The 22,686-nt window shown below is 52.7% G+C and carries 25 protein-coding genes and 1 tRNA gene; 8 read left to right on the top strand and 18 right to left on the bottom strand.

Going from position 1 to position 22,686, the window contains the following annotated elements; translation table 11 throughout:
• Positions 1–4 precede the first annotated feature (4 nt).
• The 4 genes from flhC to otsB form a co-directional block, all read right to left on the bottom strand.
• Positions 5–583: a flagellar transcriptional regulator FlhC gene (gene flhC, locus N5923_RS17200; protein ID WP_017802926.1), complete on the bottom strand. Its 579-nt coding sequence runs from the start codon at positions 581–583 to the stop codon at positions 5–7.
• The gene (flhD, locus tag N5923_RS17195; protein ID WP_267142688.1) at positions 583–933 is read right to left on the bottom strand and encodes a flagellar transcriptional regulator FlhD; all 351 of its coding nucleotides are present in this window, start codon (positions 931–933) and stop codon (positions 583–585) included. The genes flhC and flhD overlap by 1 nt, the downstream gene beginning before the upstream one ends.
• Positions 934–2,085: 1,152 nt before the next feature.
• On the bottom strand, positions 2,086–3,522 hold the full coding sequence (gene otsA, locus N5923_RS17190; RefSeq protein WP_267142687.1) for an alpha,alpha-trehalose-phosphate synthase: 1,437 nt from the start codon (positions 3,520–3,522) through the stop codon (positions 2,086–2,088).
• Positions 3,497–4,303: a trehalose-phosphatase gene (otsB, locus tag N5923_RS17185; RefSeq protein ID WP_267142686.1), complete on the bottom strand. Its 807-nt coding sequence runs from the start codon at positions 4,301–4,303 to the stop codon at positions 3,497–3,499. The genes otsA and otsB overlap by 26 nt, the downstream gene beginning before the upstream one ends.
• A 513-nt stretch (positions 4,304–4,816) precedes the next feature.
• On the opposite strand from otsB, the gene N5923_RS17180 reads away from it, so the two are divergent.
• The 3 genes from N5923_RS17180 to N5923_RS17170 are packed head-to-tail and all read left to right on the top strand — an operon-like array spanning position 4,817 to position 7,540.
• On the top strand, positions 4,817–5,839 hold the full coding sequence (locus N5923_RS17180; protein ID WP_267142685.1) for an ABC transporter substrate-binding protein: 1,023 nt from the start codon (positions 4,817–4,819) through the stop codon (positions 5,837–5,839).
• 17 nt (positions 5,840–5,856) lie between these two features.
• Positions 5,857–6,714: an ABC transporter ATP-binding protein gene (locus N5923_RS17175; RefSeq protein WP_267142684.1), complete on the top strand. Its 858-nt coding sequence runs from the start codon at positions 5,857–5,859 to the stop codon at positions 6,712–6,714.
• Positions 6,674–7,540, top strand: coding sequence for an ABC transporter permease (locus tag N5923_RS17170; protein ID WP_267142683.1), 867 nt, complete (start codon positions 6,674–6,676; stop codon positions 7,538–7,540). The genes N5923_RS17175 and N5923_RS17170 overlap by 41 nt, the downstream gene beginning before the upstream one ends.
• On the opposite strand, the gene N5923_RS17165 is transcribed toward N5923_RS17170, so the two are convergent.
• Entirely contained in the window at positions 7,515–8,420 is a 906-nt protein-coding gene (locus N5923_RS17165) for a LysR family transcriptional regulator (RefSeq protein ID WP_267142682.1), read from the bottom strand. The two genes, N5923_RS17170 and N5923_RS17165, sit on opposite strands and share 26 nt — an antisense overlap.
• Before the next feature lie 90 nt (positions 8,421–8,510).
• Between N5923_RS17165 and N5923_RS17160 the strand changes: the two genes are divergently transcribed.
• Positions 8,511–9,023 (top strand): SRPBCC domain-containing protein, encoded by a 513-nt coding sequence (locus tag N5923_RS17160; RefSeq protein WP_407704481.1) that lies wholly within the window; start codon positions 8,511–8,513, stop codon positions 9,021–9,023.
• Between the two features lie 40 nt (positions 9,024–9,063).
• Here the strand turns inward: N5923_RS17160 and N5923_RS17155 are convergent, their stop codons facing one another.
• From N5923_RS17155 to N5923_RS17115, 9 genes are all read right to left on the bottom strand, one after another.
• Complete coding sequence (locus N5923_RS17155) at positions 9,064–9,822, bottom strand: iron ABC transporter ATP-binding protein (protein ID WP_267142681.1); 759 nt, start codon at positions 9,820–9,822, stop codon at positions 9,064–9,066.
• Complete coding sequence (locus N5923_RS17150; RefSeq protein ID WP_267142680.1) at positions 9,819–10,820, bottom strand: iron chelate uptake ABC transporter family permease subunit; 1,002 nt, start codon at positions 10,818–10,820, stop codon at positions 9,819–9,821. The genes N5923_RS17155 and N5923_RS17150 overlap by 4 nt, the downstream gene beginning before the upstream one ends.
• Positions 10,810–11,769, bottom strand: coding sequence for an ABC transporter permease (locus N5923_RS17145; protein WP_267142679.1), 960 nt, complete (start codon positions 11,767–11,769; stop codon positions 10,810–10,812). The genes N5923_RS17150 and N5923_RS17145 overlap by 11 nt, the downstream gene beginning before the upstream one ends.
• Before the next feature lie 9 nt (positions 11,770–11,778).
• Positions 11,779–12,723, bottom strand: a complete 945-nt coding sequence (locus N5923_RS17140) for a siderophore ABC transporter substrate-binding protein (protein ID WP_267142678.1) — start codon at positions 12,721–12,723, stop codon at positions 11,779–11,781.
• A gap of 307 nt (positions 12,724–13,030) precedes the next feature.
• Positions 13,031–13,729, bottom strand: coding sequence for a DUF2461 domain-containing protein (locus N5923_RS17135; protein WP_267142702.1), 699 nt, complete (start codon positions 13,727–13,729; stop codon positions 13,031–13,033).
• On the bottom strand, positions 13,713–13,949 hold the full coding sequence (locus N5923_RS17130) for a hypothetical protein (protein ID WP_267142677.1): 237 nt from the start codon (positions 13,947–13,949) through the stop codon (positions 13,713–13,715). Before N5923_RS17130 ends, N5923_RS17135 begins: the two co-directional genes overlap by 17 nt.
• Entirely contained in the window at positions 13,939–15,201 is a 1,263-nt protein-coding gene (umuC, locus tag N5923_RS17125; protein WP_267142676.1) for a translesion error-prone DNA polymerase V subunit UmuC, read from the bottom strand. Before umuC ends, N5923_RS17130 begins: the two co-directional genes overlap by 11 nt.
• Positions 15,202–15,659: 458 nt before the next feature.
• Entirely contained in the window at positions 15,660–16,616 is a 957-nt protein-coding gene (locus N5923_RS17120; protein WP_267142675.1) for a quinone oxidoreductase family protein, read from the bottom strand.
• 63 nt (positions 16,617–16,679) lie between these two features.
• The gene (locus tag N5923_RS17115) at positions 16,680–17,639 is read right to left on the bottom strand and encodes an aromatic alcohol reductase (RefSeq protein WP_267142674.1); all 960 of its coding nucleotides are present in this window, start codon (positions 17,637–17,639) and stop codon (positions 16,680–16,682) included.
• 83 nt (positions 17,640–17,722) lie between these two features.
• Between N5923_RS17115 and N5923_RS17110 the strand changes: the two genes are divergently transcribed.
• Positions 17,723–18,148, top strand: coding sequence for a winged helix-turn-helix transcriptional regulator (locus N5923_RS17110; RefSeq protein ID WP_267142673.1), 426 nt, complete (start codon positions 17,723–17,725; stop codon positions 18,146–18,148).
• Between the two features lie 8 nt (positions 18,149–18,156).
• On the opposite strand, the gene umuD is transcribed toward N5923_RS17110, so the two are convergent.
• Positions 18,157–18,579: a translesion error-prone DNA polymerase V autoproteolytic subunit gene (umuD, locus tag N5923_RS17105; protein WP_407704479.1), complete on the bottom strand. Its 423-nt coding sequence runs from the start codon at positions 18,577–18,579 to the stop codon at positions 18,157–18,159.
• A 259-nt stretch (positions 18,580–18,838) separates the two neighbouring features.
• On the opposite strand from umuD, the gene N5923_RS17100 reads away from it, so the two are divergent.
• Positions 18,839–19,402, top strand: coding sequence for a flavin reductase family protein (locus N5923_RS17100; RefSeq protein ID WP_267142672.1), 564 nt, complete (start codon positions 18,839–18,841; stop codon positions 19,400–19,402).
• Between the two features lies 1 nt (position 19,403).
• Here N5923_RS17100 and N5923_RS17095 read toward each other — a convergent pair whose 3' ends face one another.
• Positions 19,404–19,943: a GNAT family N-acetyltransferase gene (locus N5923_RS17095; RefSeq protein WP_267142671.1), complete on the bottom strand. Its 540-nt coding sequence runs from the start codon at positions 19,941–19,943 to the stop codon at positions 19,404–19,406.
• Positions 19,944–20,126: 183 nt separating this feature from the next.
• Between N5923_RS17095 and msrA the strand changes: the two genes are divergently transcribed.
• Together msrA and N5923_RS17085 are read left to right on the top strand one after the other, a co-directional pair.
• Entirely contained in the window at positions 20,127–20,666 is a 540-nt protein-coding gene (msrA, locus tag N5923_RS17090; protein ID WP_267142670.1) for a peptide-methionine (S)-S-oxide reductase MsrA, read from the top strand.
• Positions 20,667–20,817: 151 nt separating this feature from the next.
• Positions 20,818–20,905: transfer RNA gene (locus tag N5923_RS17085), tRNA-Ser, on the top strand.
• Positions 20,906–20,985: 80 nt separating this feature from the next.
• Here N5923_RS17085 and N5923_RS17080 read toward each other — a convergent pair.
• Entirely contained in the window at positions 20,986–21,459 is a 474-nt protein-coding gene (locus tag N5923_RS17080; RefSeq protein ID WP_267142669.1) for a hypothetical protein, read from the bottom strand.
• 167 nt (positions 21,460–21,626) lie between these two features.
• Complete coding sequence (phoH, locus tag N5923_RS17075; RefSeq protein WP_017800028.1) at positions 21,627–22,415, bottom strand: phosphate starvation-inducible protein PhoH; 789 nt, start codon at positions 22,413–22,415, stop codon at positions 21,627–21,629.
• Between the last annotated feature and the right edge of the window lie 271 nt (positions 22,416–22,686).

Genomic DNA, 22,686 nt, shown 5'->3' with positions numbered 1-22,686 from the left:
AATCTTAAACGGCGCGTTTAACCTGTTCATCCAGCAGTTGTGGATTACTATCGGCAAACTCCGCAGAAAGTTTACGTCTTTTTACCGCTCGTGATGGCGGCTGGCACAGGCTGCAGACGAAGCTGCCAACTGGCTGGTGAGCATGAGTAATAAAACTACCGTTGCAGCATTTGCAGCTGGAGAGTTCCAGCATATTGCTTTCAACAAAACGTACCAGTGTCCAGGCACGGGTCAGCGCCAGCAGAGGGGCTTCATCTGCATGAGGGCACTGCTCCAGATAGAGACGGTAAGCTTTGATCACCGCCTCCACGCCGCTACACAATCCGGTTTTCAGTAAAAACTGCCAGGCATTGCAAAACATCGTTGCATGGATGTTTTGCTCCCAGGTCATAAACCAGTCGGTCGAAAAGGGCAGCATGCCTTTCGGCGGTGGGCTGCCGCGCAGTTCTTTATATAATTTAATCAAACGGCCGCGACTTAGCTGAGTTTCACTCTCCAGCATTTGTAAGCGCGCACCCAGAGTAATCAATTCCATCGCCAACTGAATATCGCGAGCTTCGCGAACAATACTTTTCTCTGTCATTATCCCGCCCTCTTCTTCGGCAACTCTTCTGTAGATGAAGCGTCGCGTAATAAACGGCTGGATAACAGAATACCGGTATGGATTTGCTGTAAATCATCCACACGTGATTCTTTTGTCAGACGATTAATAGTCTGGTGATCGTTAAAACGGAACTGGCAAACCAGCTGGTTGGTCTCAGCCAATTTAACCATTTCAGGTAATGTTAATTTTGCCAATGTATCTGCCATTGGTTCGTCAATACCCAGACGAAACATTGCAGAGGCTTTTTCCTGGTTAATTAAACGTTGTGCAAGCAATAAATATGACAAATTGATGTCGTAGATATGTTTGAGTAATTCTGATGTACCCATTATTTTTTCCATCCTGACTAACACTACTTTTAACGTGTGCGGAATAAATCCGCTACCTTGGTTGCTGGTTGGTAAATCTTAAGATGGCAAAAACATGTGGCTGTAGCCGAACGTTCGCTGAAACATTTTTGTTTCTGGCCGCATACTGCCTCAGTAAGTCGTCTTTAACCCATTTTGCCGTCACTCTGGCCTGAGCTTTAACAATCTTCCATGACGTCCGCTTACATCGTTTTTAAGAATATTCCGAAAGCAACGCAACTCTATCCGCTCTGATTTCTACATACAACGAGCGAGCCACCTAATTTTAGATAAAGTGTGATCCAGATCACACTTTTAAGCCAAATCTTTTCACCCGACCCATCAGTGCCGCTTTTGAATAGGTTAAAAAGTGAGCAATTACCCCATTTTTTGCTAAATTTCATCCCTGGTGAATCTTTTGCCGCTAAAAATGCTTACTTTTTGATCCAATCAAAACAAACCAGCGGCCAGTTGCTTATAAGCAGACATTTAATACTAATAAAAGTGTTGATATCAGCATTAAGTACTAATTAATCAAAACAACTATCGCAGCAACGATTAGTTACTTACTGAAACTGTTTTAATGGAAAGTAGATTTAAATTGCGATCAACAGCAGAGTTTACGCAGCGTAGCGCAATGATTTGTTAACTTTTTAAGGGGAGTGTTCAGGAGTCGGTAAAACATGTAACAGACCATTACATTAGCAGAATGAATGTTTAGGGGTTAAGGCAGGGGGTACAAGCTAACTATCGGCAGCAGCTCATTATTCTTTAGAAAAAAAGTGGCTTTTTTTAAATATGGCCCTAAATAAGCCACTTTTAAGGCTGATTTAGACCCTAATCTCACTTTTATTCTGTTCCTATACATTAGCGAACCGCAGTTTTTTTCATCCTTAAGTGAAATGTGGCATGAAAAAACATGCCACCAAAGGCCAACGTTATTATTGTCACATTGGGGATCTTATGGGCGGCGAGAACGCCGCCCCTACATAAGCCGGTAAATTATTGCAGGGGCTGCGTTCTCGCCGCCCCTGCCATGATATGCACCTTGCCGAGGTCTCAGGCATAAAAAAGGGAGCCAAAAATGGCTCCCGCTCTCCTTCAGTGCCGTAAAGCACGTACTTTTACTGCAATTCAGGCTAATCGTGGAAAGGTCGCAACCTTATTGGTCACCTCGTGATCGTCGTCACGTGCGGCAATCGCCTGCAAATCCTTCAGGAAGGTCTCACGCCAGTGAGTGATATCGTTTTTACGCAATACCGCCATCATGTCGTTATAGCGAGAAATACGCTCGGTACGCGGCATATTCAGCGCCCGGTCGAGAGCCGCCGCCACTTCATCACGGTCATAAGGATTGACGATTAACGCTGAGGTCAGTTCGTTGGCGGCACCGGCAAAGCGTGACAATACCAGTACACCCGGATCGTCCGGGTCCTGCGAAGCCACATACTCCTTCGCCACCAGATTCATCCCGTCGCGCAGTGGCGTGACCAGTCCGACATCGGTCAGACGGAAGATTTTCATCAGCAGGCGGCGGTCGAAATGCTGGTTAAGGTAATAGAGCGGCGTCCAGCCCAGCGTGCCATATTTGCCGTTAATACGTCCGGCTTCAGTCTCAAGCTGGTGACGAATATCCTGATAGGCCTGCACATCACCACGCGAAGTCGGTGCAATCTGTGAATAGCGAATATTGCCGCGATGCTCCGGGAAGTTCTCCAGCAGAGCCTCATAAGCAAGGAAACGTTCCGGTAAGCCTTTTGAATAGTCCAGACGCTCACAGGCGATAATATTTTTTGCATCACCCAGTTCGCGCTTCATCGCCGCCATTTTCGGCGGCAGCGGACCTTCGGCCATCTCTTTGATGCTTTCCGGCTCAATACCGATCGGATAGACCTCGGTGGCAAAGTTATTGCCAAAAGCACGGTGCTGTTTCGGCCCATTACTTTGTACCTGAGTCAGCAGCGACAGGCTTTCGAGGAAGGCGGTACGATCGCTTTCAGTCTGGAATCCCAGCAGATCGTAATCACACATCATCTCCAGCAACTCCTGATGCGGCGGCAAGGCGTTGAAAATTTCCGGTGTAGGGAAAGGAATATGCAGGAAGAAGCCAATGCGGTTTTTCATTCCAAGTTTACGGCAGGCGGCGGCGAACGGTAGCAGATGGTAATCGTGGATCCACAGAATATCATCCGGCTCCACCAGCGGTTGCAGGCGCTCGACCAGCAACTCATTGACGCGGCAATACCCTTCCCAGGCTTCACGCTGGAACTGCACTAAATCGAGGCGATAGTGGAAAGCGGGCCAGATAACAGTATTGGAGAACTGACTGTAATAGAGGTCGTAATCATTCTGGGTCAGACTAAAAGAAGCATAGGTAATGCCCTCCTGTTTAACCACGCCCAGTTGTTCCTCTTCCTCTTCGCCGATGGCGCTGATTTCACCATTCCAGCCGAACCACAAACCACCTGTTTTCTTTAACGCATCCAGAATACCGACTGCCAAACCACCTGCACTGGCTTTCGAACCATCGGGTACAGCGATACGGTTAGATACGACCACTAAGCGACTCATAACCTTTACTCCTTACCGACGTTGTCTTGTCTTGATCTAATTGTAATTTCATCTGTTCCAGCCAGAGATACACGTCATCAACGCCCTTCAGGCGGTAGCGTGCATGGCTGGAACCTTCACCGACCTTCACTGATAAGCCATTCATGGCATTGACCGCCAGAAATCCTGCTTCATCAGTTAAATCATCACCAATAAACACCGGAATACGTCCGGTAAAAGGCGCTTCCTGCATAAAAGTGCGGATTGCCGCCCCTTTATCAATACCTTTGGGCTTCAGCTCCACCACACATTTTCCCGGCTGCAGCGCCAGCATCGGGAAATGTTCCACCATTGACTCCGCCAGCTGCAAAATCTGAGTTTCATACTGCATTCCCTGTCGGTAATGCAGCGCAAAAGCCATGCCTTTGGCCTCCAGCTGTGTGCCAGGCCAGTTAGCCATGCTGCTGCTTAGCGTCGCGTCGAGCGCATTGGCCACCTCTTCCGGCAACACAGTGCGATGTAATTCGCCCAGGGCATCACGTCGTTCGGCGCCGTGAACACCGGCAGCCGGCGCCCGTAACGGCGCGGCCAGTTGATCCAGCTGTTCAATCGGACGGCCGGAAATCAGCGCCAGCGCACCATGGCTGAGCGTCGAGATCGATTGCAGGGTATGACGAACCTGCTCCGGGATAGAGACCTCATCCGGGCGTGGTTTTATGGCAGCCAGCGTGCCATCAACATCGAAGAAAAACGCGTAGAGGCCGCCACCTATAGAAGGGAATACATCGGAATCTCTGGTCACACTTTCCTCCTGTCTGCATGGGATCGCGCAGTCCATTAATGATTATCGGGTGCGCGAACGTCTGTTATGGCAGTCAGGAATTGTGCTGATATCAAAACTAACAGATTAAAGTGAGAGAGGCGTTACAACTGAACTGGAGCGGCTGATGACCCGGTAATTATCGTTGTACTGTGGTGCGTTTCTCCTGTACCGACTCTTCACTTTTCGCGCTGTTAACTTATTTTCTCTGACCAAACTGCGCATAACATCACAATTTAGTATAGACGCTGTTTCTGCTTGTGCCAGATTAACGGGGTTTTAAGAGCAATCCGAAGCCGCATACCGGCGCAGTACACATGCTGGCCGCGAACATCTATTGTCTGTTTTATGCAAAGCAAAGTCTAAAAAAGCATTTAATTATTCAACATATATTATTCCAATAAACACGTTTCAAATTTCTCCCAGTCCGGCAGGATATTGTCTTTCCAGCTGGCGAAAAACGCCATTCGTCCTTTACCTTTGCGGATAAATACAATGAACAGCAAAACTTACACCCCCTGGCACGTTGTGGCTGGCACGCTAACCGCCTTTAGCTTACTGGTCAGTTCAGTCAGCGCGCGCGCCGAGGGAAATATCAGCATTGCGCAGCAATTCGGTATCGGCTATTTAATTCTCGATGTGGTACGCGATCAGCATTTAATTGAGAAACAGGGCAAAAAAAAGGGGCTGGAGATTAAGGTTGACTGGCGTACCCTGTCCGGCGCGACGGCAATGAATGAAGCACTGCTGTCCGGTCACCTTGATGTCGCTTCCGCCGGAGTGCCGCCAATGTTAACCCTGTGGGACCGTACCCGCGGCCGCCCGCAAGAGGTGCGGGCCATCGCCTCACTCGGCTCAATGCCAAATTATCTGCTGTCGAACAATCCGGCAGTCAAAACCATCGATGACCTGAGCAGTAAAGACCGTATTGCGGTTCCGGCTGCCGGAGTTGGCTTCCAGTCGCGCACCCTGCAAATTGAAACCGCGAAACGTTATGGCAATGCCGAATATAAACGCTTCGATAATATCAGCGTCAGCCTGCCTCATCCGGATGCCACCGCCGCATTAATTGCCGGTGGTTCAGAGATCAATACCCATTTCTCCAGTCCCCCTTTCCAGTATCAGGCGCTGGAGCACAAAAATGTGCATAAAATTCTCAGCTCTTATGATGTCCTCGGCGGCGAAGCGACATTTAACGTGCTGTATACCACTAAAAGATTCCATGACCAGAATCCTGAGACCTATCGCGCCTTTTATGACGCGTTAAATGAAGCGGCGCAAATTATTAATGCGGATAAAGCCAAAGCGGCGGAAACCTATATTCGTGTGGAGAAATCCCGTCTGCCGCTGCCACTGGTGCAGAAGATTGTTGCCGACCCGGAAATTAATTTCACTGTCTCGCCGGAACGCACCTTTGTCTACGCCGAGAAGCTGCACGAGTTAGGTGTGCTGAAAAACCGTGCTACTTCATGGCAGGACTATTTCTTTAAAGAGGCCTGGGAACAACCCGGCAGTTAAGCGCAGGAGAAGCTACCGTGACTGAACAACAACCTGCCGGCCCGCTGTTACGCGTCGAGGGTGTCGGACTGGAGTATCGCACCGGCCAGCGCCTGATCCGCGCCACCCATGATGTCAGTTTTGATGTCTGGCCATCCGATCGTTTTATTCTGCTGGGTCCTTCCGGCTGTGGTAAATCCAGCCTGCTGAAAGCGATTGGTGGTTTTCTGCCAGCTACCGCAGGCAGTATCCATCTTGATCAGCAGCCGGTGACCCAGCCGGGACCGGATCGCATGATGGTATTTCAGGAGTTCGATCAGTTACCGCCGTGGAAAAGCGTGCTGGAAAACGTGATGTTTCCGCTGATTGCCAGTGGCAAAGCGCGACGCCGTGAGGCGCGGGAGATCGCCCGCCATTTTCTCGATAAGGTCGGGCTGGCCGGTTTCGCCGATGCGCTGCCGCATACCTTATCGGGCGGCATGAAACAGCGGGTGGCGATTGCCCGCGCGCTGGCGATGAAGCCTAAAGTGTTGCTGATGGATGAACCCTTCGCCGCACTCGACGCCCTCACCCGCCGCAATATGCAGGAAGAGCTGCTGAATCTGTGGGAAGAAGCACGTTTTACGCTGCTCTTTGTCACTCATTCGATTGAAGAGGCGCTGGTGGTCGGCAACCGGATTCTGGTGCTCTCGCCGCATCCGGGCAGAGTTCGCGCTGAACTTAACTGCCATCAATACTCGCTGGCGCAATTTGGCAGTGAGCCGTTCCAGCATGCCGCGCGTCAGATCCACCAGCTGCTATTTCCGCAACAGGGGCAAACTGTTGCGCCTGCCGTTTCTGAACAGGATAAAAATCATGTCAACCCTGCCCCCCGTCCGTCCCGAGTATCAGCGTGAACTGACGCCGCTGGAAAACTTTGCGCTGGAGGTGCCGCTGCCATGGCACCAGCGCCTGTGGAATCAGACCTGGCTGCGCAAAACGGTGATCGTCGCTTTTTTGCTGCTGCTGTGGGAAGCGGCGGCGCGCTGGCAGAATAACGATCTGATGCTGCCGGGGGTGATTCAGACCTGGCAGGCATTTATCGCCGATATGGCCAGCGGTGAGTTACCGGCCCGCATGGCGATCTCACTGTCGCTGCTGCTGAAAGGCTATCTGATTGGCAGCGTGCTGGCACTGCTGCTGAGTGCGCTGGCGATCTCTACCCGTTTTGGCCGCGATCTGCTTAGCACCCTGACCGCAATGCTCAATCCGCTGCCCGCCATCGCGCTGCTGCCGCTGGCGCTGCTGTGGTTTGGCCTCGGTAATAACAGCCTGTTGTTTGTGCTGATTCATTCGGTGATGTGGCCGATAGCCCTCAGTACCTGGTCCGGTTTTAGCAGTGTCTCCGACACTCTGCGCATGACCGGTCGTAACTACGGGCTGAAAGGGCCGCGGCTGGTGCTGAATATTCTGATTCCGGCTTCGCTGCCCGCCATTTTGTCCGGCCTGAAGATTGGCTGGGCCTTTGCCTGGCGTACGCTGATTGCCGCCGAACTGGTGTTCGGCGCCTCCAGCGGTCAGGGTGGCCTCGGCTGGTATATTTATCAGAACCGTAATGAGCTGTTTACCGACCGGGTATTTGCCGGGCTGGTCTCGGTGATTGTGATTGGCCTGCTGGTGGAAGGGTTGATATTCGCCACCATCGAGAAAATCACCGTTAAACGCTGGGGTATGCAGCGTTAAACAGCACCTCACGGATCCAGCGCTGTGCGGGCGAGCTGTGATTGCGCGCATGCCAGACCGCCAGCTTGGTAAAGCCCGGGATCGCTACCGGCGGCTCCATGCTCACCAGTCCCTGCGTATTGACCGCCAGACGCTGCGGCACCACTGCAATCAGGTCGCTGACGCGCAATAACTCCGGCAACACCAGAAAACTGCTGACCGAAACACTGACTTTACGCTGCTGGCCAATCTGTGCCAGCGCGTGATCGGTCACGCCACTGAAAGCTTCGCCTTCATACGACACCAGCGCATGTTCCAGCTCACAGAAGCGCGCAAGGGTCATCTCCCCTGCTGCCGCCGGATGTCCGGTTCTCAGCAAACAGATATAACGTTCATCAAACAGCCTGCGCGCATGCAAATCAGGGTGCGAACTTTCCGGCGTCACCAGCGCCAGATCGATATCGCCGCGCTCCAGCTGGCTCTGTAGTTTGGTGTGATCCACAGGTCGCACCGCCACGCGGATCCCTGGCGCCTGCTGTCGCAGAATGGCGAGAAACGGCACAATCACCGCCCGCAGCGCATAGTCGGTGGAGGCGATAGTCAGCGTCATGCTGGCCTGCGCAGGGATAAATGCCGCCGGTTGCAACAGGCCCTCAATATTACTGAGGATGGCTCTGACCGGCGCCGCCAGCTCCAGCGCCCGCGCAGTCGGGATCACCCCGCGCTGGCTACGCACAAACAGCGCATCGTCAAAACTTTCCCGCAATCTGACCAGCATGCCGCTTACCGCCGGTTGCGTAAGCGACAGTCGCGCTGCCGCGCGCGTCACACTGCGCTCTTCCAGCAGAGCATCCAGCGCCTTCAGCAGATTAAGATCGAGGGTTCTGATATCAGAAATCATGATGCCAACCATCACTAAGCATAATTAGACTGATGTCAGCGTAGCACGCAATATAGTGCAACACCATTTGCCCTGTTAAGGAGAATCACCATGCACGCTATTTTCTGGCCAGAAGCGTATCTGCCCGGCCTGACCGACAATTTTGCCTCCAATGAGATCATTATTTCCGGGTTAAGCGCCGCCGATGTCTGGCCATTGCTGAATAATACCTCGGCCTGGCCGGGCTACTACAGCAATGCGGCAGATATTGTGTTTTATGACGCGCCCGGCCCGTTGCTCAGCAGCGGCGCGCGTTTCCGCTTCACCACATTTGGTTTTCTGGTGGAAGCGGAAGTGACCGAGTATCAGCCGCCGGTTGCCGGTCAGCCAGCGCGTATCGCCTGGCATGGCTGGGTTGAAGGCGACGCCGGGTCACGTCTTGATGTGCATCACGCCTGGCTGTTTGAAGATCTGGACGGCGGACGGGTGCGTATTCTGACGCAGGAAACCCAGAATGGCGCACCGGCGCGTGAGCTGGCGCGCAGCAAACCCAATCCGATGATCAATGCACATCAGGAGTGGATTGAAGGGCTGGCAGCAGCGGCGCGGGAAGCGAAGCGCTAAACGCTCAGAAGGTGCTGATACCGGCACCTTCATTGCCCCATCAGCGATAGTAAACCGCAATATACTGATTATTGACCTGTTCAATGGTCACTTGCGTATCAAAGATCGCTTCGATAATTTGCGGATGCATTATCTGCTGCGGCGTACCACGATAGATCACTTCACCCTCTTTCATGGCAATAATATGATCCGAGTAAGCGGAGGCGAAATTGATATCATGGATCACCAGTACAATGGTTTTATTCAGCTCATCCGCCGCACGTCGCAGCTGTTTCATCATCGCCACACTGTGCTTCATATCCAGATTATTCAGGGGTTCATCCAGCAAGACATACTGCGTATCCTGGCACAGCACCATCGCCACCCAGGCACGCTGGCGCTGGCCGCCGGATAACTCATCGAGATAGCGATCTTTCAGTGGCAGCAGATTCAGAAAGCACATCGCTGCATCAATATGCTGACGGTCGTCAGCGGTCAGCCGTCCTTTGCTGTAAGGATAACGGCCAAAACCTACCAGGTCATACACCGTCAGACGGCTGGTAAGATGGTTCTCCTGACGCAGCACCGACAGAATTTTCGCCAGCTGGTCGCCAGGGGTTTTTGCCACATCCAGCCCGTTAAAACTGACATGTCCGCCATCCGGCGTCAGCAGACGACTCATCACCGATAACAGCGTCGACTTACCCGCGCCGTTCGCGCCAATAATCGATGTTACCCCACCTTGTGCGATACTTTCAGTCACCTGATTCAGCACCGGCGTATCGAGGTATTTTTTTACCACCGCATTGATTTCAATCACAACGACGCCTTTTTCAGCAACAGGTACAGGAACAGCGCGCCGCCGGTAAATTCAATCACCACTGACAGCGTGCCCGCCATATTAAAGATGCGCTCAAGAATCAGTTGCCCGCCGACCAGTGCAATCACACCGGTCAGCACCACACCAGGCAGCAGATAGCGATGACGATGAGAGCCGATCAGCTGATAGCTGAGGTTAGCGACCAGCAGGCCAAGAAAGGTCAGTGGCCCCACCAGCGCAGTGGAAACCGCCACCAGCACCGATACCAGCAGCAGAATAATCATCACTTTTTGCTGATAAGGCACCCCCAGATTGATCGCGCTGTTGCGTCCCAGCGCCAGCACATCCAGCGTAAAACGCATGCGCCAGATAACGACAGCCACCAGCAGCACAATCGCGGCGGCTAAGGCGATAATTTCCGGCGCCGCGCGGGTAAAGGTGGCGAAGATACGGCCTTGTAACACGGCAAACTCACCGGGTGACAGCAGGCGCTGCAGTAAATTCGACAGGCTGCGGAACAACGTGCCGCACACCAGCCCCACCAGCAGCACCTGATGCAGATTGACGCCGCTGCTGCTTAACAGCCAGCGATACAGCAACAGTGAAAACAACACTAACAGCAACGATTCACAGATAAATTTGCCGCTGATCCCCAGCACGCGCAGCCCGTCGGCGTCGATAAAAAAGATCATCGTGGTCTGGATCAGAATAAACAGCGCTTCCAGTCCCATTACCGACGGCGTCAGAATGCGGTTATTGGTTACGGTCTGAAACAGCAGCGTCGCCACGCCGGAGGCAACAGCCACCAGCAGCATGGTGGCCAGAATCAGACCGCGATGCACGAGGATATAAGCGATATTGCCGTGCAGATTGATGGTCATAAACAGCGTAATCGCCAGCAGCGCCAGCGCGGCCAGTAGCAGTAAACGCCGCGCGGGTCTGCTCAGACCCGCGCCTGCAGCGGCGGTCTGTTCTGAAGATAGCGGATTAGCCTGCATGACGTTTTGTCCTGAGGATCAACAGCAGAAAGGTCAGCGCGCCAATCGCGCCGAGAATGACACTGGCCGGAATTTCAAACGGATAGCTGACCAGCCGGCCAATAATATCGCACAGCACCACCAGCGCGCCGCCCCCAAGCGCCACCCACGGAATGGAGCGCCGCAGATTATCGCCCATCGCCATACTGACAATATTCGGCACGATTAAGCCGAGGAACGGCAGTACGCCGACCACCACCACCACTACGCCACAGATAATGGCGATAATCGCCATACCGATCAGCATCACCTGCTGATAGTTAATGCCGACATTAAGCGAAAAATCGCGGCCAAGCCCGGCGACGGTAAAACGATCGGCAATCAGCATCGCCAGCAGCGTCAGCGCACCGACAATCCACAACAGTTCATAACGCCCCTGCAACACGCCGGAGAAATCGCCAGACTCCCAGCTGCCCAGCGACTGCAACAGATCAAACTCCATCGCCAGAAAGGTGGTCACCGCGCTGAATACCGCGCCCAGCATAATGCCGGTCAGCGGCACCATCAGCGCAGACTTAATCCGCATACGTTGCAGCAGTAACATAAACAGTGCGGTGCCGCCGAGGGCAAACAGCACCGCCACCACCATTTTCACCAGTACTGACGCTGACGGGCTGATAACCATTACCAGCAACAGACCCAGGCTGGCGGACTGAGTCGTACCGGCAATCGACGGTTCAACAAAGCGATTCTGCGTCAGCATCTGCATAATCAGACCGGCGACGCTCATCGCCCCGCCCGCCAGCACCAGCGCCAGCGTGCGGGGCACGCGGCTGATCAGGAAAATATCGCGCATATCGGCATCTGACCAGAAGCCGTCGAAGGTCATATAGCCCGCGCCGATACACAGGCTGCAGATCATCAGGCCCAGCAATCCTGCCAGGCCGATCATTAAGTGAAAGGTTTTCATCGTGGTTAATTACGGCTGCTGCTGATCCAGCGTGGTGCTGATTTTATCCATCAGCTGGCTGTAACTTTGCAGCCCACCGGCGATATACAGCGCGCCGGAGTCGAGATAAACAATATGTTTATTCTGCCAGGCAGCGGTTTTACGGATCAGCGGATTATCCAGCACCTGCTGAGCAGACTGCCCCTGTTTACGGCCAATGGCATTATCGCGATCCAGCACAAACAGCCACTGTGGATTCGCCTGCAGAATAAACTCGGAAGAGACGACGTTGCCGTGACGGCCGGTTTGCGGGAAGCTGGTGGCCGGTTTAAAGCCCAGCACATCAAACACAAAACCAAAACGTGAGCCAGGCGTATAGGCAGACATCTTACCGCCATTTACCATCACCACCATTGCCGTCCCGGCATTCGCCGATTTCACCTTCAGGTCGGCGATTTTCTGTTTAAAGTTATCCAGCAGGATTTTCGCTTGCGGCTGTTTAGCGAAAATAGTCGCCAGCTGTTCGGTGCGCTGTGACAGGCTGGCGACAAAGTGCTTCTCATCAATATCAAGCGAGATAACCGGCGCAATGGCGCTCAGTTTTTCATAAGTATCACGGGCGCGACCACCGGCAATAATTAAGTCAGGTTTAGCATTACTCAGCGCTTCATAATTCGGTTCAAACAGCGTACCGGCATTCAGATATGCGCTGCCCTGATACTTCGCCAGAAACGGTGGCAGATGTACGCTGCTTTGCGGCACCCCGGCCACCGGGATCTGTAACGCATCAACAATATCCAGCGTCGCCGGGTTCAGCACAATCACTTTGCTTGCATTAAGCGGTACTTCAGTGCTGCCCTGCGCGTGTTCAATAGTGATACTCGCCGTTTTAACTTCCGCCATTGCCGGAGCAATACCACTGACGATAAAGGTCGCAGCCACCAGCGACGCAGCCAACGCTAAACGTAATTTCATTTTCTCTCCTGAAAAGTAAACAACTGTAACCGCGAATTAAAACAGTAACGATTCTTATTACCAATTGTCACAATCATACGCGATAGCGCAGCAGAAGAAACACATCTGCTGTGCGGAATCTTATGCAATCGCGTGGTGGGAATCGGCATTCAGGCAGGAACGGCGTCTATTGCTATATGACGTATATTACTTAACCCGTTGTATTGTCGTTATAAAATATTAACGGGTTAATTTTATTGTCTTTTTTATCAACAATCATGGAGATTCTGTGAAGGATTTTGCCCGCTTTGTATATTAATGCAAATTATCACAGTGCTGGCTGCAGCCTTTTTTGTGCTTCAATCTTCATCAGAAAATCATACATCGGCGCCAGCTGCCGGAAGCCGCTGGCTAACACTGGCACCAGCTGCGGGGAGAACAGCAAATCCATCTGCCGCTGCTCGCAGATTAATGCCCAGGATTTCTTGTTGTACCACTGTGACAACGCCGGCTGCATGCCCTTTATCAGTTCACGCTTATAGCTTTCACCTTCCAGCGTAAAGTCAGCCGGGATCGCGGCGGTCATCTGAAGAAAAGCGGCGGGATCCTGCTGCAAAAGCTCTCTGAACAGATTCATGGTGATCCGCGAAGCGCTGTAGTAGCCGAGGCCATAACGCCACCAGTCGGGGCCAAACTCGAAAAAAAAGACCGGCGCATCGGTCCAGTTTTTACGGGACCGCTTAAAGGTCAGCCAGATATTGCTGCGATACAGCGATTTATCGCGGGAGAAACGCGTATCGCGATGCAGGCGGGAAATGGTCTTGCCAACCGCCGGGCGTATTTCAAACAGCTCATCGATAACCAGCATATCCTGCGCTAAATCTGCCACCAGCTGGCGCACAGGCTGTAGCAGATCCTCGTCATAGATCCCACGATGCTCGTCGAACCACTCTTTATTATTGTTCTGGCTCAGCTGTTGTAAGAATGTCAGGCCGCGCTGGGTAACACCGCTAAATTCGCTCATGATGATCCTTTTTCGCCGTTAAGCGATAAAGCTTATCAGAACAGACAGCAGGTTTTAAATCAGCCTGCGCCATACGGAATTTGATCGCTTCTGCAGGATCTGGCGAGCTGACCGGATAGTGTTTATGTTGATCATTTTCGCTAAGAGTGATCAAGATAATCCCCCTCCTCGCCGTCAGGCTGCGGATCGCGTGCAAAAATGGGCGCTCAGGCTTACCGCGCAACAGGTAATCCCGCATAACGTGTCGTATACGCCGGAGAGAGCATCTCGCGCTTCATCGCCCAGGGCTTCTGAATTCCCTGGCCGGCAAACCAGACTCTGCCATTGGTTTTCTGATTAATGTTATCAATAACCTGCATTAATTCTGCATGGTTAACCCGTGGCGGATAGTTATCAAACAGATTTAACTGCGCGACGCCGTGACTGAAAAAGTCGCCCAGCATGATCCCGGCTTTCATATAGCGATGACCAGCGATCCAGATACGATCGAGACACTCCAGCGCGGCGCGGATAATATCGCGCGTATCACAGGTCGGTGTCAGCACTTTTACCGTGGCCTGGTTGCCATAGAAGGTTTCCCCCTGCGCGTGAGGGCTGGTACGCACAAATACCGAAATTTGCTGGCAATACTGATGCTCACCGCGCAACTTTTCCGCAGCACGCTCCGCGTATGCGCATACCGCTTCGCGCATATCGGCATACTCAGTAATGCGGCTGCTAAAAGAGCGGCTACAGAGGATCTGCTGTTTAGGCGGCGGGCACTCATCGGTTTCCAGGCAAGGCTCGCCACGCAGCTCGCGTACCGTACGCTCCAGCACCACGTTAAAGTTTTTGCGAATAAAACTCGGGGTGGCTTCCGCCAGATGCAGTGCACTTTCAATTCCCATCAGCTGCAGTCTCTTACTGATACGACGCCCTACGCCCCAGACATCACCGACCCCGACCAGGCTGAGCAGCTTACGCTGGCGATCAATATTCGACAGATCCAGCACACCATTGGTTTTGCTCCATAGTTTGGCGGCATGATTCGCCAGCTTGGCCAGCGTTTTGGTTGGCGCAATGCCGACGCCAACCCGCATATGGGTTTCACGAAAAATACGTTGCTGCACCTGCTGGCCGAACAGCTCCAGCGACATACAGTTACTGACGCCATGCAGAGTCAGGAAGGCTTCATCAATCGAATAGATCTCCACCTGCGGCGCCATCTCTTCCAGGATGGTCATCACCCGCTCACTCATATCGGCATACAGCGCGTAATTGGAACTGAAGACCGTGACCTGATGGCGCTGAAACAGCGCTTTCTGTTTAAAATAAGGCTCCGCCATGGTGATACCCAGCTTTTTCGCTTCTGCGCTACGCGCAATCACACAGCCATCATTATTACTCAGCACCACCACCGGTTTACCGCGTAAATCCGGGCGAAACACCGTCTCGCAGGAAGCATAGAAGCTGTTGACATCGACCAGCGCATACATAGTTATTGATTATTTCCTGAGCTAAAAGGACATGACAGATAAACTGTATATATATACAGTATTACCGATCGCCGGTGGTGATCAAGCAGCTTGTGGCAGAATTTCACGAAGGGGTTGTTGTTATGGGGGATTTATCTGGACAGAGTTAGCAGAGTCCTTCCCAGTATGAGAAATTTAGCAAAAAAAAAACCGTCATAATGCGCATCTCTGAGAAACCAGGCGTGGCGGGTGTACTGCGATAAATGCCACCCAAATTTCACCCACCCGTCAATCCCGTCAGCTCACACTTCATTCAGTATGATGCGGTAAGCGCCGCAATTTTTCAAACAGCCAGAAGAACGCTAAGTAGCAAATATTCAGCGGCGATATCACGGGTTATCCGCAGTTTTCCCGACTGCATGCGCTTAATCGAAGACGCGGCAATAGGAAAGGGGGCGTAACGCCCCCTGCTAACAATATTATACGGTGATAAACACCCGGCCAATGCGGCCGCGCTCTTCCGCGCGACGATGGGCGGCGGCGGCCTCCGACAGCGGGAAAGTGGCATCAATCGGTAGCTGCAACTCGCCATGCAGAGCTTTTTCCAGCAGATCGGCGACCAGTGCCCGCGGCTGCGGATCGCCCATTTCCGGGCCAAACAGACAGCCGATAACCGTCTTGCGGTGCATCAGCAAATGCCCGGCATCAACAGGCTGGTTGCGTCCAGCCAGTACGCCGATCAATACCGCACGACCGCCATCTCTCAACGCCTCAATGCCGTCGCTCAGCTCCGGGCCGCCAATATTATCAATCAGCAGATCGACCGCATTGCCACCCAGTAAATCACGCAACTGGGCGCTGGCAGAGCGGGAACCGGTAACAATCGCGTCGGTTAAGCCGTACTCGCGCAGCTTTTCCAGGCTGGCAAGGCTGGTGCCGGTGCCAATCACGCGCGCGCCCATTTTTGCCGCCAGCTGAACGGCAGCGATACCCACACCGCCGGCAGCACCGAGAATCAGTACCGTCTGACCACGTTGCAGCGCGCCGAGCTGTAACGCCCAGGCCGCAGTGCCCGGCCCGACCGGAATGGCCGCCGCAATCCGCATATCCAGCCCTTGCGGCACCACAAAGCAGTTTGCCGCCGGAACCGCGCGCAGTTCAGCATGCGATCCTGTCCAGTGAAAGGTCGTGACCTTTTGACCCACCGCAAATCCCTCTACCGCTTTCCCGACCTGCAGCACTTCGCCCGCTGCCGCATAGCCGAGAATAGCGTCCGCGCCGCCTGGCCGGTGTTTACGCCCGACCAAATCGCCACCTTCGATACTGATAGCTTCAACGCGGATCAGTAACTCAGTATCGGCTGGCACCGGATCGGCAACCTCCTCAAGCCGTAAAACTTCCGGCTCGCCGGGCTGATCATAGATTATCGCTTTCATCTGTTTCTCCATCAGTGTGCTGTGATGATAGAAATAACAGAGTGATAGCCTGGAAAGATACCCTCATGGTGCTATCGGCTGATTTAACGCTGGATGGTTGTCCGCCAGCCATTGCGCGACATCGGTCACGTCAATGTCGTACCGGGCATTAAAACTGTCGGCTTTTTTCCACGCCACCCCCTCTGCGCGCGCAAAAGCCAGCCGGTAAGCGGCGGCCAGATCACCTGGCGCTGCCGCCACCGCATCATGCAGCTGTTGATGGCTGAGCACCTGCAAAGTGAAAGGCACGCCATAGTGTTCACTCAGCACGCTGGTCAGCTGGTGATAAGTAAGGGTATCGCCGGCGATATACACCACGCTGTTTTTAATCACCGGCTGATGACAGAAAATCTGTGCCGTAAGCCACCCAATATCTTCGGGCGTGGTCAGTGTGAGCGCATAGTCAGCAGCACCCGGCGCATAAACCCGCTGCTGCTGACCATCGACAATGCCGAAGCTCGGTTCAAACAGATAGCTGGTAAACATACCGGTCGAAACTATCACCCACTGCGTCTGCTGCTGCGCACGTAATATTTCGCGCACCGCCAGCTGTTCATCCCATACCGGCTGCCCGCTGTCTTTACCAATCTGGTCGTAATCGACGCCAAACTGCCACGGAAAATAGCGTGCGACTCCGGCATCCAGCACCGCCCGGGTGATCTTCAGCTGGGTACCTGCGCCGCCGACAAAGCCGCTACAGTTGATAATCGCGTCAAAAGGCGCAAAGCAGTGGCTCAGCTCGCCGGTGGTCTGCTGGCTAAAATCCGCGGTAATCACTTTAACGCCCCACTCCGCTAACTGTTGCAGCCGCGCCTGGTTGGCCGGATGCGGATCGGTTAACGATGCCGGGCGCAGCAACACGCTCAGGCGCAGCGCTGGCCGCTGTTGACGCTGGCGGATAAAGCCTGCCAGCATCGCCATACCCAGTTCGCCGGCACCCAGAATCAAAATATTTTGCCATTGACGCATTGCAGAATCGTTCATACTCTCCTCCTGTTGTTGCGCCCTATCCTGCCAGCGCCGGGGGGAGGCAACAATCAGGTACACGCGTGATACCAGGGGAAATAATGAAGCTAAGTGAAGAGAGAATCAGGCAGTTTGCAGCCATTTGTGATGCGCTCAGCGATGAAGATGACAGTATGAAGCGAGAAATCCTCACCCATACCGGTAATCGCTGGTCACTGGGGATTGTCTACGCCTTAGGGACGCAGGGAACGCTGCGCCATGCCGGGCTGGCGCGCGAACTGAGCGGCATCACGCAACGCATGCTAACCCGCACTCTGCGCCAGCTGGAACGTGACGGCCTGATTAGCCGCCATGACTATCAGCAAAAATATCCGCACCCCCGGGTCGAATATACGTTAACGGCTCTGGGCGAAGGGATGTTGCTGAATATGCTGCCGTTATGGAACTGGCTAATGGATAACGCGGCGGGATTTCGCGCTGCCCGCAGCCATTTCGCCGCCAGCCATCCGGCTGATAGCGTGCCGTAGCCCGGGGATTACTGCATATTTTTAATCACAAACGTCACCACGCCGAATACATCGAGCCGATCTTCACTACCAATCATAATCGGTGAGTAAGCGCGATTCATCGGCATCAGCTGCACGCGCGGCTTCAGCAACAACTTTTTTACCGTAAACTCGCCTTCCACCGCCGCCACCACAATGCTGCCGTGGGTGGCATTTAGCGAGCTGTCGACCACCAGCATGTCATCATCACTGATCCCGGCTTCGATCATCGAATCACCGGATACTTTGACAAAATAGGTGGCGCTGGGATGCAGGATGCAGTGCTCATTCAAATCGATCCGTTTTTCGACATAGTCCTGGGCCGGAGACGGGAAACCACAGGGAACCTTTTCCAGAAACAGCGGAAGAGAAAGAGAGTGCGGAATATCGGCCATGCGTAAAAAAGTGATCATGCTAACCTGCAATAATATCTGTATATATATACAGTATTATCGTTCACAGCAGCAGTGACAACTGGATTTTTTTGGAAACCCGTTAGCGGCCTGATTGTGCAGAAGATTTAGTTAACGGTGGATCGTCCCTGCTGCGCCAGCCACTCGTCGCGCGGTTAAAATGCCAGACAGAGGTGAGTTTGCTGCCGGGAATATAAACTGGCAATTCCGCGCACTTTTATCACACTTAAGGCTGACCTGAACAACCGGAGAAGCCGCCATGAGCAGCAACAACGCGAAAATCGATTTCCCGCCAGAGAACGTCCGAAAATACCTTGAGCCAGGCCCGGTGGTGCTGATCTCGTCACAGTGGCAGGATGAGCATGACATTATGACCCTCGGCTGGCATACCATTATGGAATTCTCGCCGTCACTGGTGGGCTGTATGATTTCGGCGATGAATCACAGCCATCAGCTGATCCGCGCCAGCGGTGAGTGCGTGATCAATCTGCCGACGGCGGATCTGGTCGATAAAGTGGTGGCAATTGGCAACAGCAGCGGGACAAAGATTGATAAATTCAGCGCCAACCAGCTGACGGCGTCTGCCGCCAGTAAGGTGCAGGCGCCGCTGATTGCGGAGTGTTACGCTAACTTTGAGTGCCGGTTATACGATGATGCGCTGGTGGAAAACTATAACTTCTTTATTTTTGAAGTGGTGAAAGCGCATATCTGTCGGCTGCCGGAATATCCGCAAACCCTGCACTATACCGGCGACGGCATCTTTACGCTTTCCGGTGATCGGCATCTCGATAAAAGCGCCGATTTTCGACCGGAAATGCTGTAGATCAGCGACTGAGGCTGGCAGCGTTATCAGGTAGTGTGCGGTCTCCTTCGCCCAGCTCGCGCTGCAGGAATACCGTATCCAGCCACTGTCCGTGCTTCAGCCCTACCGAATGCAACGTGCCGCAGAGGGTGAATCCCAGCGATTCATGCAGCCCCAGCGAACCATGATTTTCGCTGTTGCCGACATTGGCGATCATCTGACGATAGCCCTGTTGCTGCGCCCAGTCGATAGCGTGCTGCAACAGGGCTTTGCCCACGCCACGTCCCTGATAATCGGGATCGATATACACTGAATCTTCCAGTGTGTAACGATAGGCATAGCGCGTGCGATAAAATGACAGGTAGCAGTATCCCATCACGCAGCCATCCATTTCCGCCACCAGCCAGATCAGCCCTTCCTGCTGTACTTTGGCAATGCGGCTGGCCATCTCTTCACAGGAAGGTGGCAGCGTTTCAAAACTGCCCAGCCCGGTATTGACATGATGGGCGTAAATCGCCTGGACGGCGGCAATATGGTTCTGACTGGCGTGGAGAATATTCACGGTTTTTCCGCAAAGGTTAATCTGGAGTATCGGTGAGAATACCGCAATCCGGTGACGACGCTAAATAGCTAATACTTATAACGTTTAGAATCTGAACAACAGTTTTTTCGTCAACCGGCGCTGGTTGTCAGCGGGCAGATACGGCTACAATAAAGAAACGTATCAACAGGCAGGAGTTTTACGATGGCGATTGAACACGCAATTATTGCCGGTGGCTGTTTCTGGTGCACCGAGGCGGTATTTAAAGATGTGATCGGCGTGGAAACCGTCGAGAGCGGCTATATCGGTGGCCACACCGCCAATCCGACCTATGAAGAAGTGTGCACTGGCACGACCGGTCATGCCGAAGGCATCCGCATCGGTTTTGACCCGCAAAAGCTGAACTATGGCGATTTGCTGGATATCAGTTTCGCTACTCATGATCCCACGCAGCTGAACCGCCAGGGCAACGATATTGGTACGCAATACCGCTCAGCCATTTTCCCGACCAGCGAGGCACAGCGCCAGGAAGCCGCCGCAGCCATTGAGCGTGCGCAGCAGGATAATCAGCAGCCGGTGGTAACGACGATTGAAAGCGGTGAATGGTATCCGGCGGAAAACTACCACCAGGATTACTGGAGTGGCCGTGGTCAGCAGAACGGTTACTGTATGGCGGTGATCCCACCAAAACTGCAGAAGCTGCGTAAAAGCTATGCGAACCGGGTGAAATCGCTGAATCCGTAGCAGTAACGGCAGGTTTTTTGCCTGAAAAAATCGTTAATGGTTACGCCTTAACCGAATATAACGAAAGGGAAAAAATCTGCTTGACCGTTACCCCACGACTCCCTATAGTAGCGCCCCGTTGCCCTCTGCGGAGGATAACGTGAAAAAAAACGGTGAGGTGTCCGAGTGGCTGAAGGAGCACGCCTGGAAAGTGTGTATACGGCAACGTATCGAGGGTTCGAACCCCTCTCTCACCGCCATCTTAAAAGAGAAAGTCTGAACGCAAGTTCAGACTTTTTTTTGCCTGAAATTTATGCAGAAGAAGCCTCTGCTTACCGAACTATGCGTCTGTGGAATTTGTCTCGCCTGCAACGAAGCCGGGCATCTGCAGCGACCCAAGTGAGCTGAAAAAACGCTGATAATCTTTAGCGCCTGATAGTTTTTCAGCCGGGTAAGTCGTGACTTCGCTGCCTGCAAGGCTGGATTTTTGCACGGTAAGTCCACTGCTTATACTACCGGGGAAATAGAGGGTATAAACGGCACTGATTTTTTCATTATCAGTAATAATCATAAGTGAGATTAACTTCTTATTTTCTTGCGCCATAAAACGCATTATTGCTTCGGCATCATGTTGACGAAATGCCTCAACTAATGCTGAAGGCATAGCAATAACCCCGTCATTTTGACGCTCCTCACCTAACAGGCTTTTAGCTCTTTGATGTTCAAGCGATAACTCAGAGGCAACGCTCACCGTATTTTGTTGAAAAACCTGCATATTGGTTGACGCACCAGGCACACCACTTATATCTGACATAAGTTCTGCTCTCTGAAGATAATTAGAAAACAGAAAATGTCATGATTATTCATCGTATTCTTCTAAATTTTGACTTTTCTGAATGGTTATTGATGAGCAGCACAGTGTTTTTTGGCAATAAAAAAGCCCGGACTTGCGTCCGGGCTTGCGGCTACATACTAACTCAACTAACTATAAGCATGCAGCGTGCGCTGACAGAGCATCGAGCGCACACAATCATCTTTACCAAAACGTACGATTCCAATCATCTCATCTTCCTCGAAGCGCGCTAAGGCATCGCTGAGGCCCGATTGCACATGGGACGGCAAATCACACTGGGTGATATCACCGTTGACGATAACCGTCACATTTTCCCCAAGGCGTGTCAGAAACATCTTCATCTGGGCGGCGGTGACGTTTTGCGCCTCATCAAGGATCACCACGGCGTTTTCAAAGGTGCGTCCGCGCATATAAGCAAAGGGCGCGATTTCGACCTTACCGATTTCAGGTCGCAGACAGTACTGCATAAAGGAAGAACCCAGACGTTTAACCAGAACGTCATACACCGGCCGGAAATAGGGCGCGAATTTCTCTGAGATATCACCTGGCAAAAATCCCAAATCTTCATCCGCCTGCAGTACCGGGCGCGTAACAATAATCCTGTCGACATCCTTATGTATCAGGGCCTCGGCCGCTTTCGCGGCACTGATCCAGGTTTTACCGCAACCTGCTTCGCCGGTCGCGAAGATCAGTTGTTTCTTTTCTATGGCATTGAGATAGTGCGCCTGAGCTTCATTTCTGGCTTCAATCGGCGAATGGTCACGGGTATCACGCGCCATACCAATTGAATCCAACCCACCCATCTGCACCAGCGAGGTGACCGATTCTTCTTCACGCTGACGATGACTGCGTGAATCGCTACGAAGCACACGTTTTGCTTCACGACGCGCTTTGATCACTGCTTTCTGTCTTCCCATAGTGGCACCTTACAGTTGGTTTCATTTCCCGCCGCCCTTAACATTAAGAGAAGCGATTACGTGAACGCTTTAGAGGTCGTGGCTTCCTTTTAAGCCTTGAATAGCCGTTGAGAAAAGTGCGTACAGAGGCCATAGCGTATTACGCACAGGGTAATGCATATCGATTTGAATGAGGCGTTGGAAACGGAAAAGAGAAGGAAATATTGTTGAGGAAGAGACACCCTCGCGAGGAAAAGCGATTAAACACCAGCTAACACTTAATTGTCCTGAT

This window comes from Winslowiella arboricola (assembly GCF_025527015.1).
Classification (GTDB): Bacteria; Pseudomonadota; Gammaproteobacteria; order Enterobacterales; family Enterobacteriaceae; genus Erwinia; species Erwinia arboricola.
The sequence above is the reverse complement of the archived record's forward strand: the minus strand, read 5'-3'. Positions and strand labels throughout refer to the sequence as shown.

Coding starts and splice junctions, on each gene's coding strand:
- flhC (WP_017802926.1), bottom strand. CDS start 583: ATGACAGAGAAAAGTATTGTTCGCGAAGCTCGCGATATTCAGTTGGCG.
- flhD (WP_267142688.1), bottom strand. CDS start 933: ATGGGTACATCAGAATTACTCAAACATATCTACGACATCAATTTGTCA.
- otsA (WP_267142687.1), bottom strand. CDS start 3,522: ATGAGTCGCTTAGTGGTCGTATCTAACCGTATCGCTGTACCCGATGGT.
- N5923_RS17180 (WP_267142685.1), top strand. CDS start 4,817: ATGAACAGCAAAACTTACACCCCCTGGCACGTTGTGGCTGGCACGCTA.
- N5923_RS17170 (WP_267142683.1), top strand. CDS start 6,674: ATGTCAACCCTGCCCCCCGTCCGTCCCGAGTATCAGCGTGAACTGACG.
- N5923_RS17165 (WP_267142682.1), bottom strand. CDS start 8,420: ATGATTTCTGATATCAGAACCCTCGATCTTAATCTGCTGAAGGCGCTG.
- N5923_RS17160 (WP_407704481.1), top strand. CDS start 8,511: ATGCACGCTATTTTCTGGCCAGAAGCGTATCTGCCCGGCCTGACCGAC.
- N5923_RS17150 (WP_267142680.1), bottom strand. CDS start 10,820: ATGCAGGCTAATCCGCTATCTTCAGAACAGACCGCCGCTGCAGGCGCG.
- N5923_RS17145 (WP_267142679.1), bottom strand. CDS start 11,769: ATGAAAACCTTTCACTTAATGATCGGCCTGGCAGGATTGCTGGGCCTG.
- N5923_RS17140 (WP_267142678.1), bottom strand. CDS start 12,723: ATGAAATTACGTTTAGCGTTGGCTGCGTCGCTGGTGGCTGCGACCTTT.
- umuC (WP_267142676.1), bottom strand. CDS start 15,201: ATGTATGCGCTGGTCGATGTCAACAGCTTCTATGCTTCCTGCGAGACG.
- N5923_RS17120 (WP_267142675.1), bottom strand. CDS start 16,616: ATGAAAGCGATAATCTATGATCAGCCCGGCGAGCCGGAAGTTTTACGG.
- N5923_RS17115 (WP_267142674.1), bottom strand. CDS start 17,639: ATGAACGATTCTGCAATGCGTCAATGGCAAAATATTTTGATTCTGGGT.
- N5923_RS17110 (WP_267142673.1), top strand. CDS start 17,723: ATGAAGCTAAGTGAAGAGAGAATCAGGCAGTTTGCAGCCATTTGTGAT.
- umuD (WP_407704479.1), bottom strand. CDS start 18,579: ATGATCACTTTTTTACGCATGGCCGATATTCCGCACTCTCTTTCTCTT.
- N5923_RS17100 (WP_267142672.1), top strand. CDS start 18,839: ATGAGCAGCAACAACGCGAAAATCGATTTCCCGCCAGAGAACGTCCGA.
- msrA (WP_267142670.1), top strand. CDS start 20,127: ATGGCGATTGAACACGCAATTATTGCCGGTGGCTGTTTCTGGTGCACC.
- N5923_RS17080 (WP_267142669.1), bottom strand. CDS start 21,459: ATGTCAGATATAAGTGGTGTGCCTGGTGCGTCAACCAATATGCAGGTT.
- phoH (WP_017800028.1), bottom strand. CDS start 22,415: ATGGGAAGACAGAAAGCAGTGATCAAAGCGCGTCGTGAAGCAAAACGT.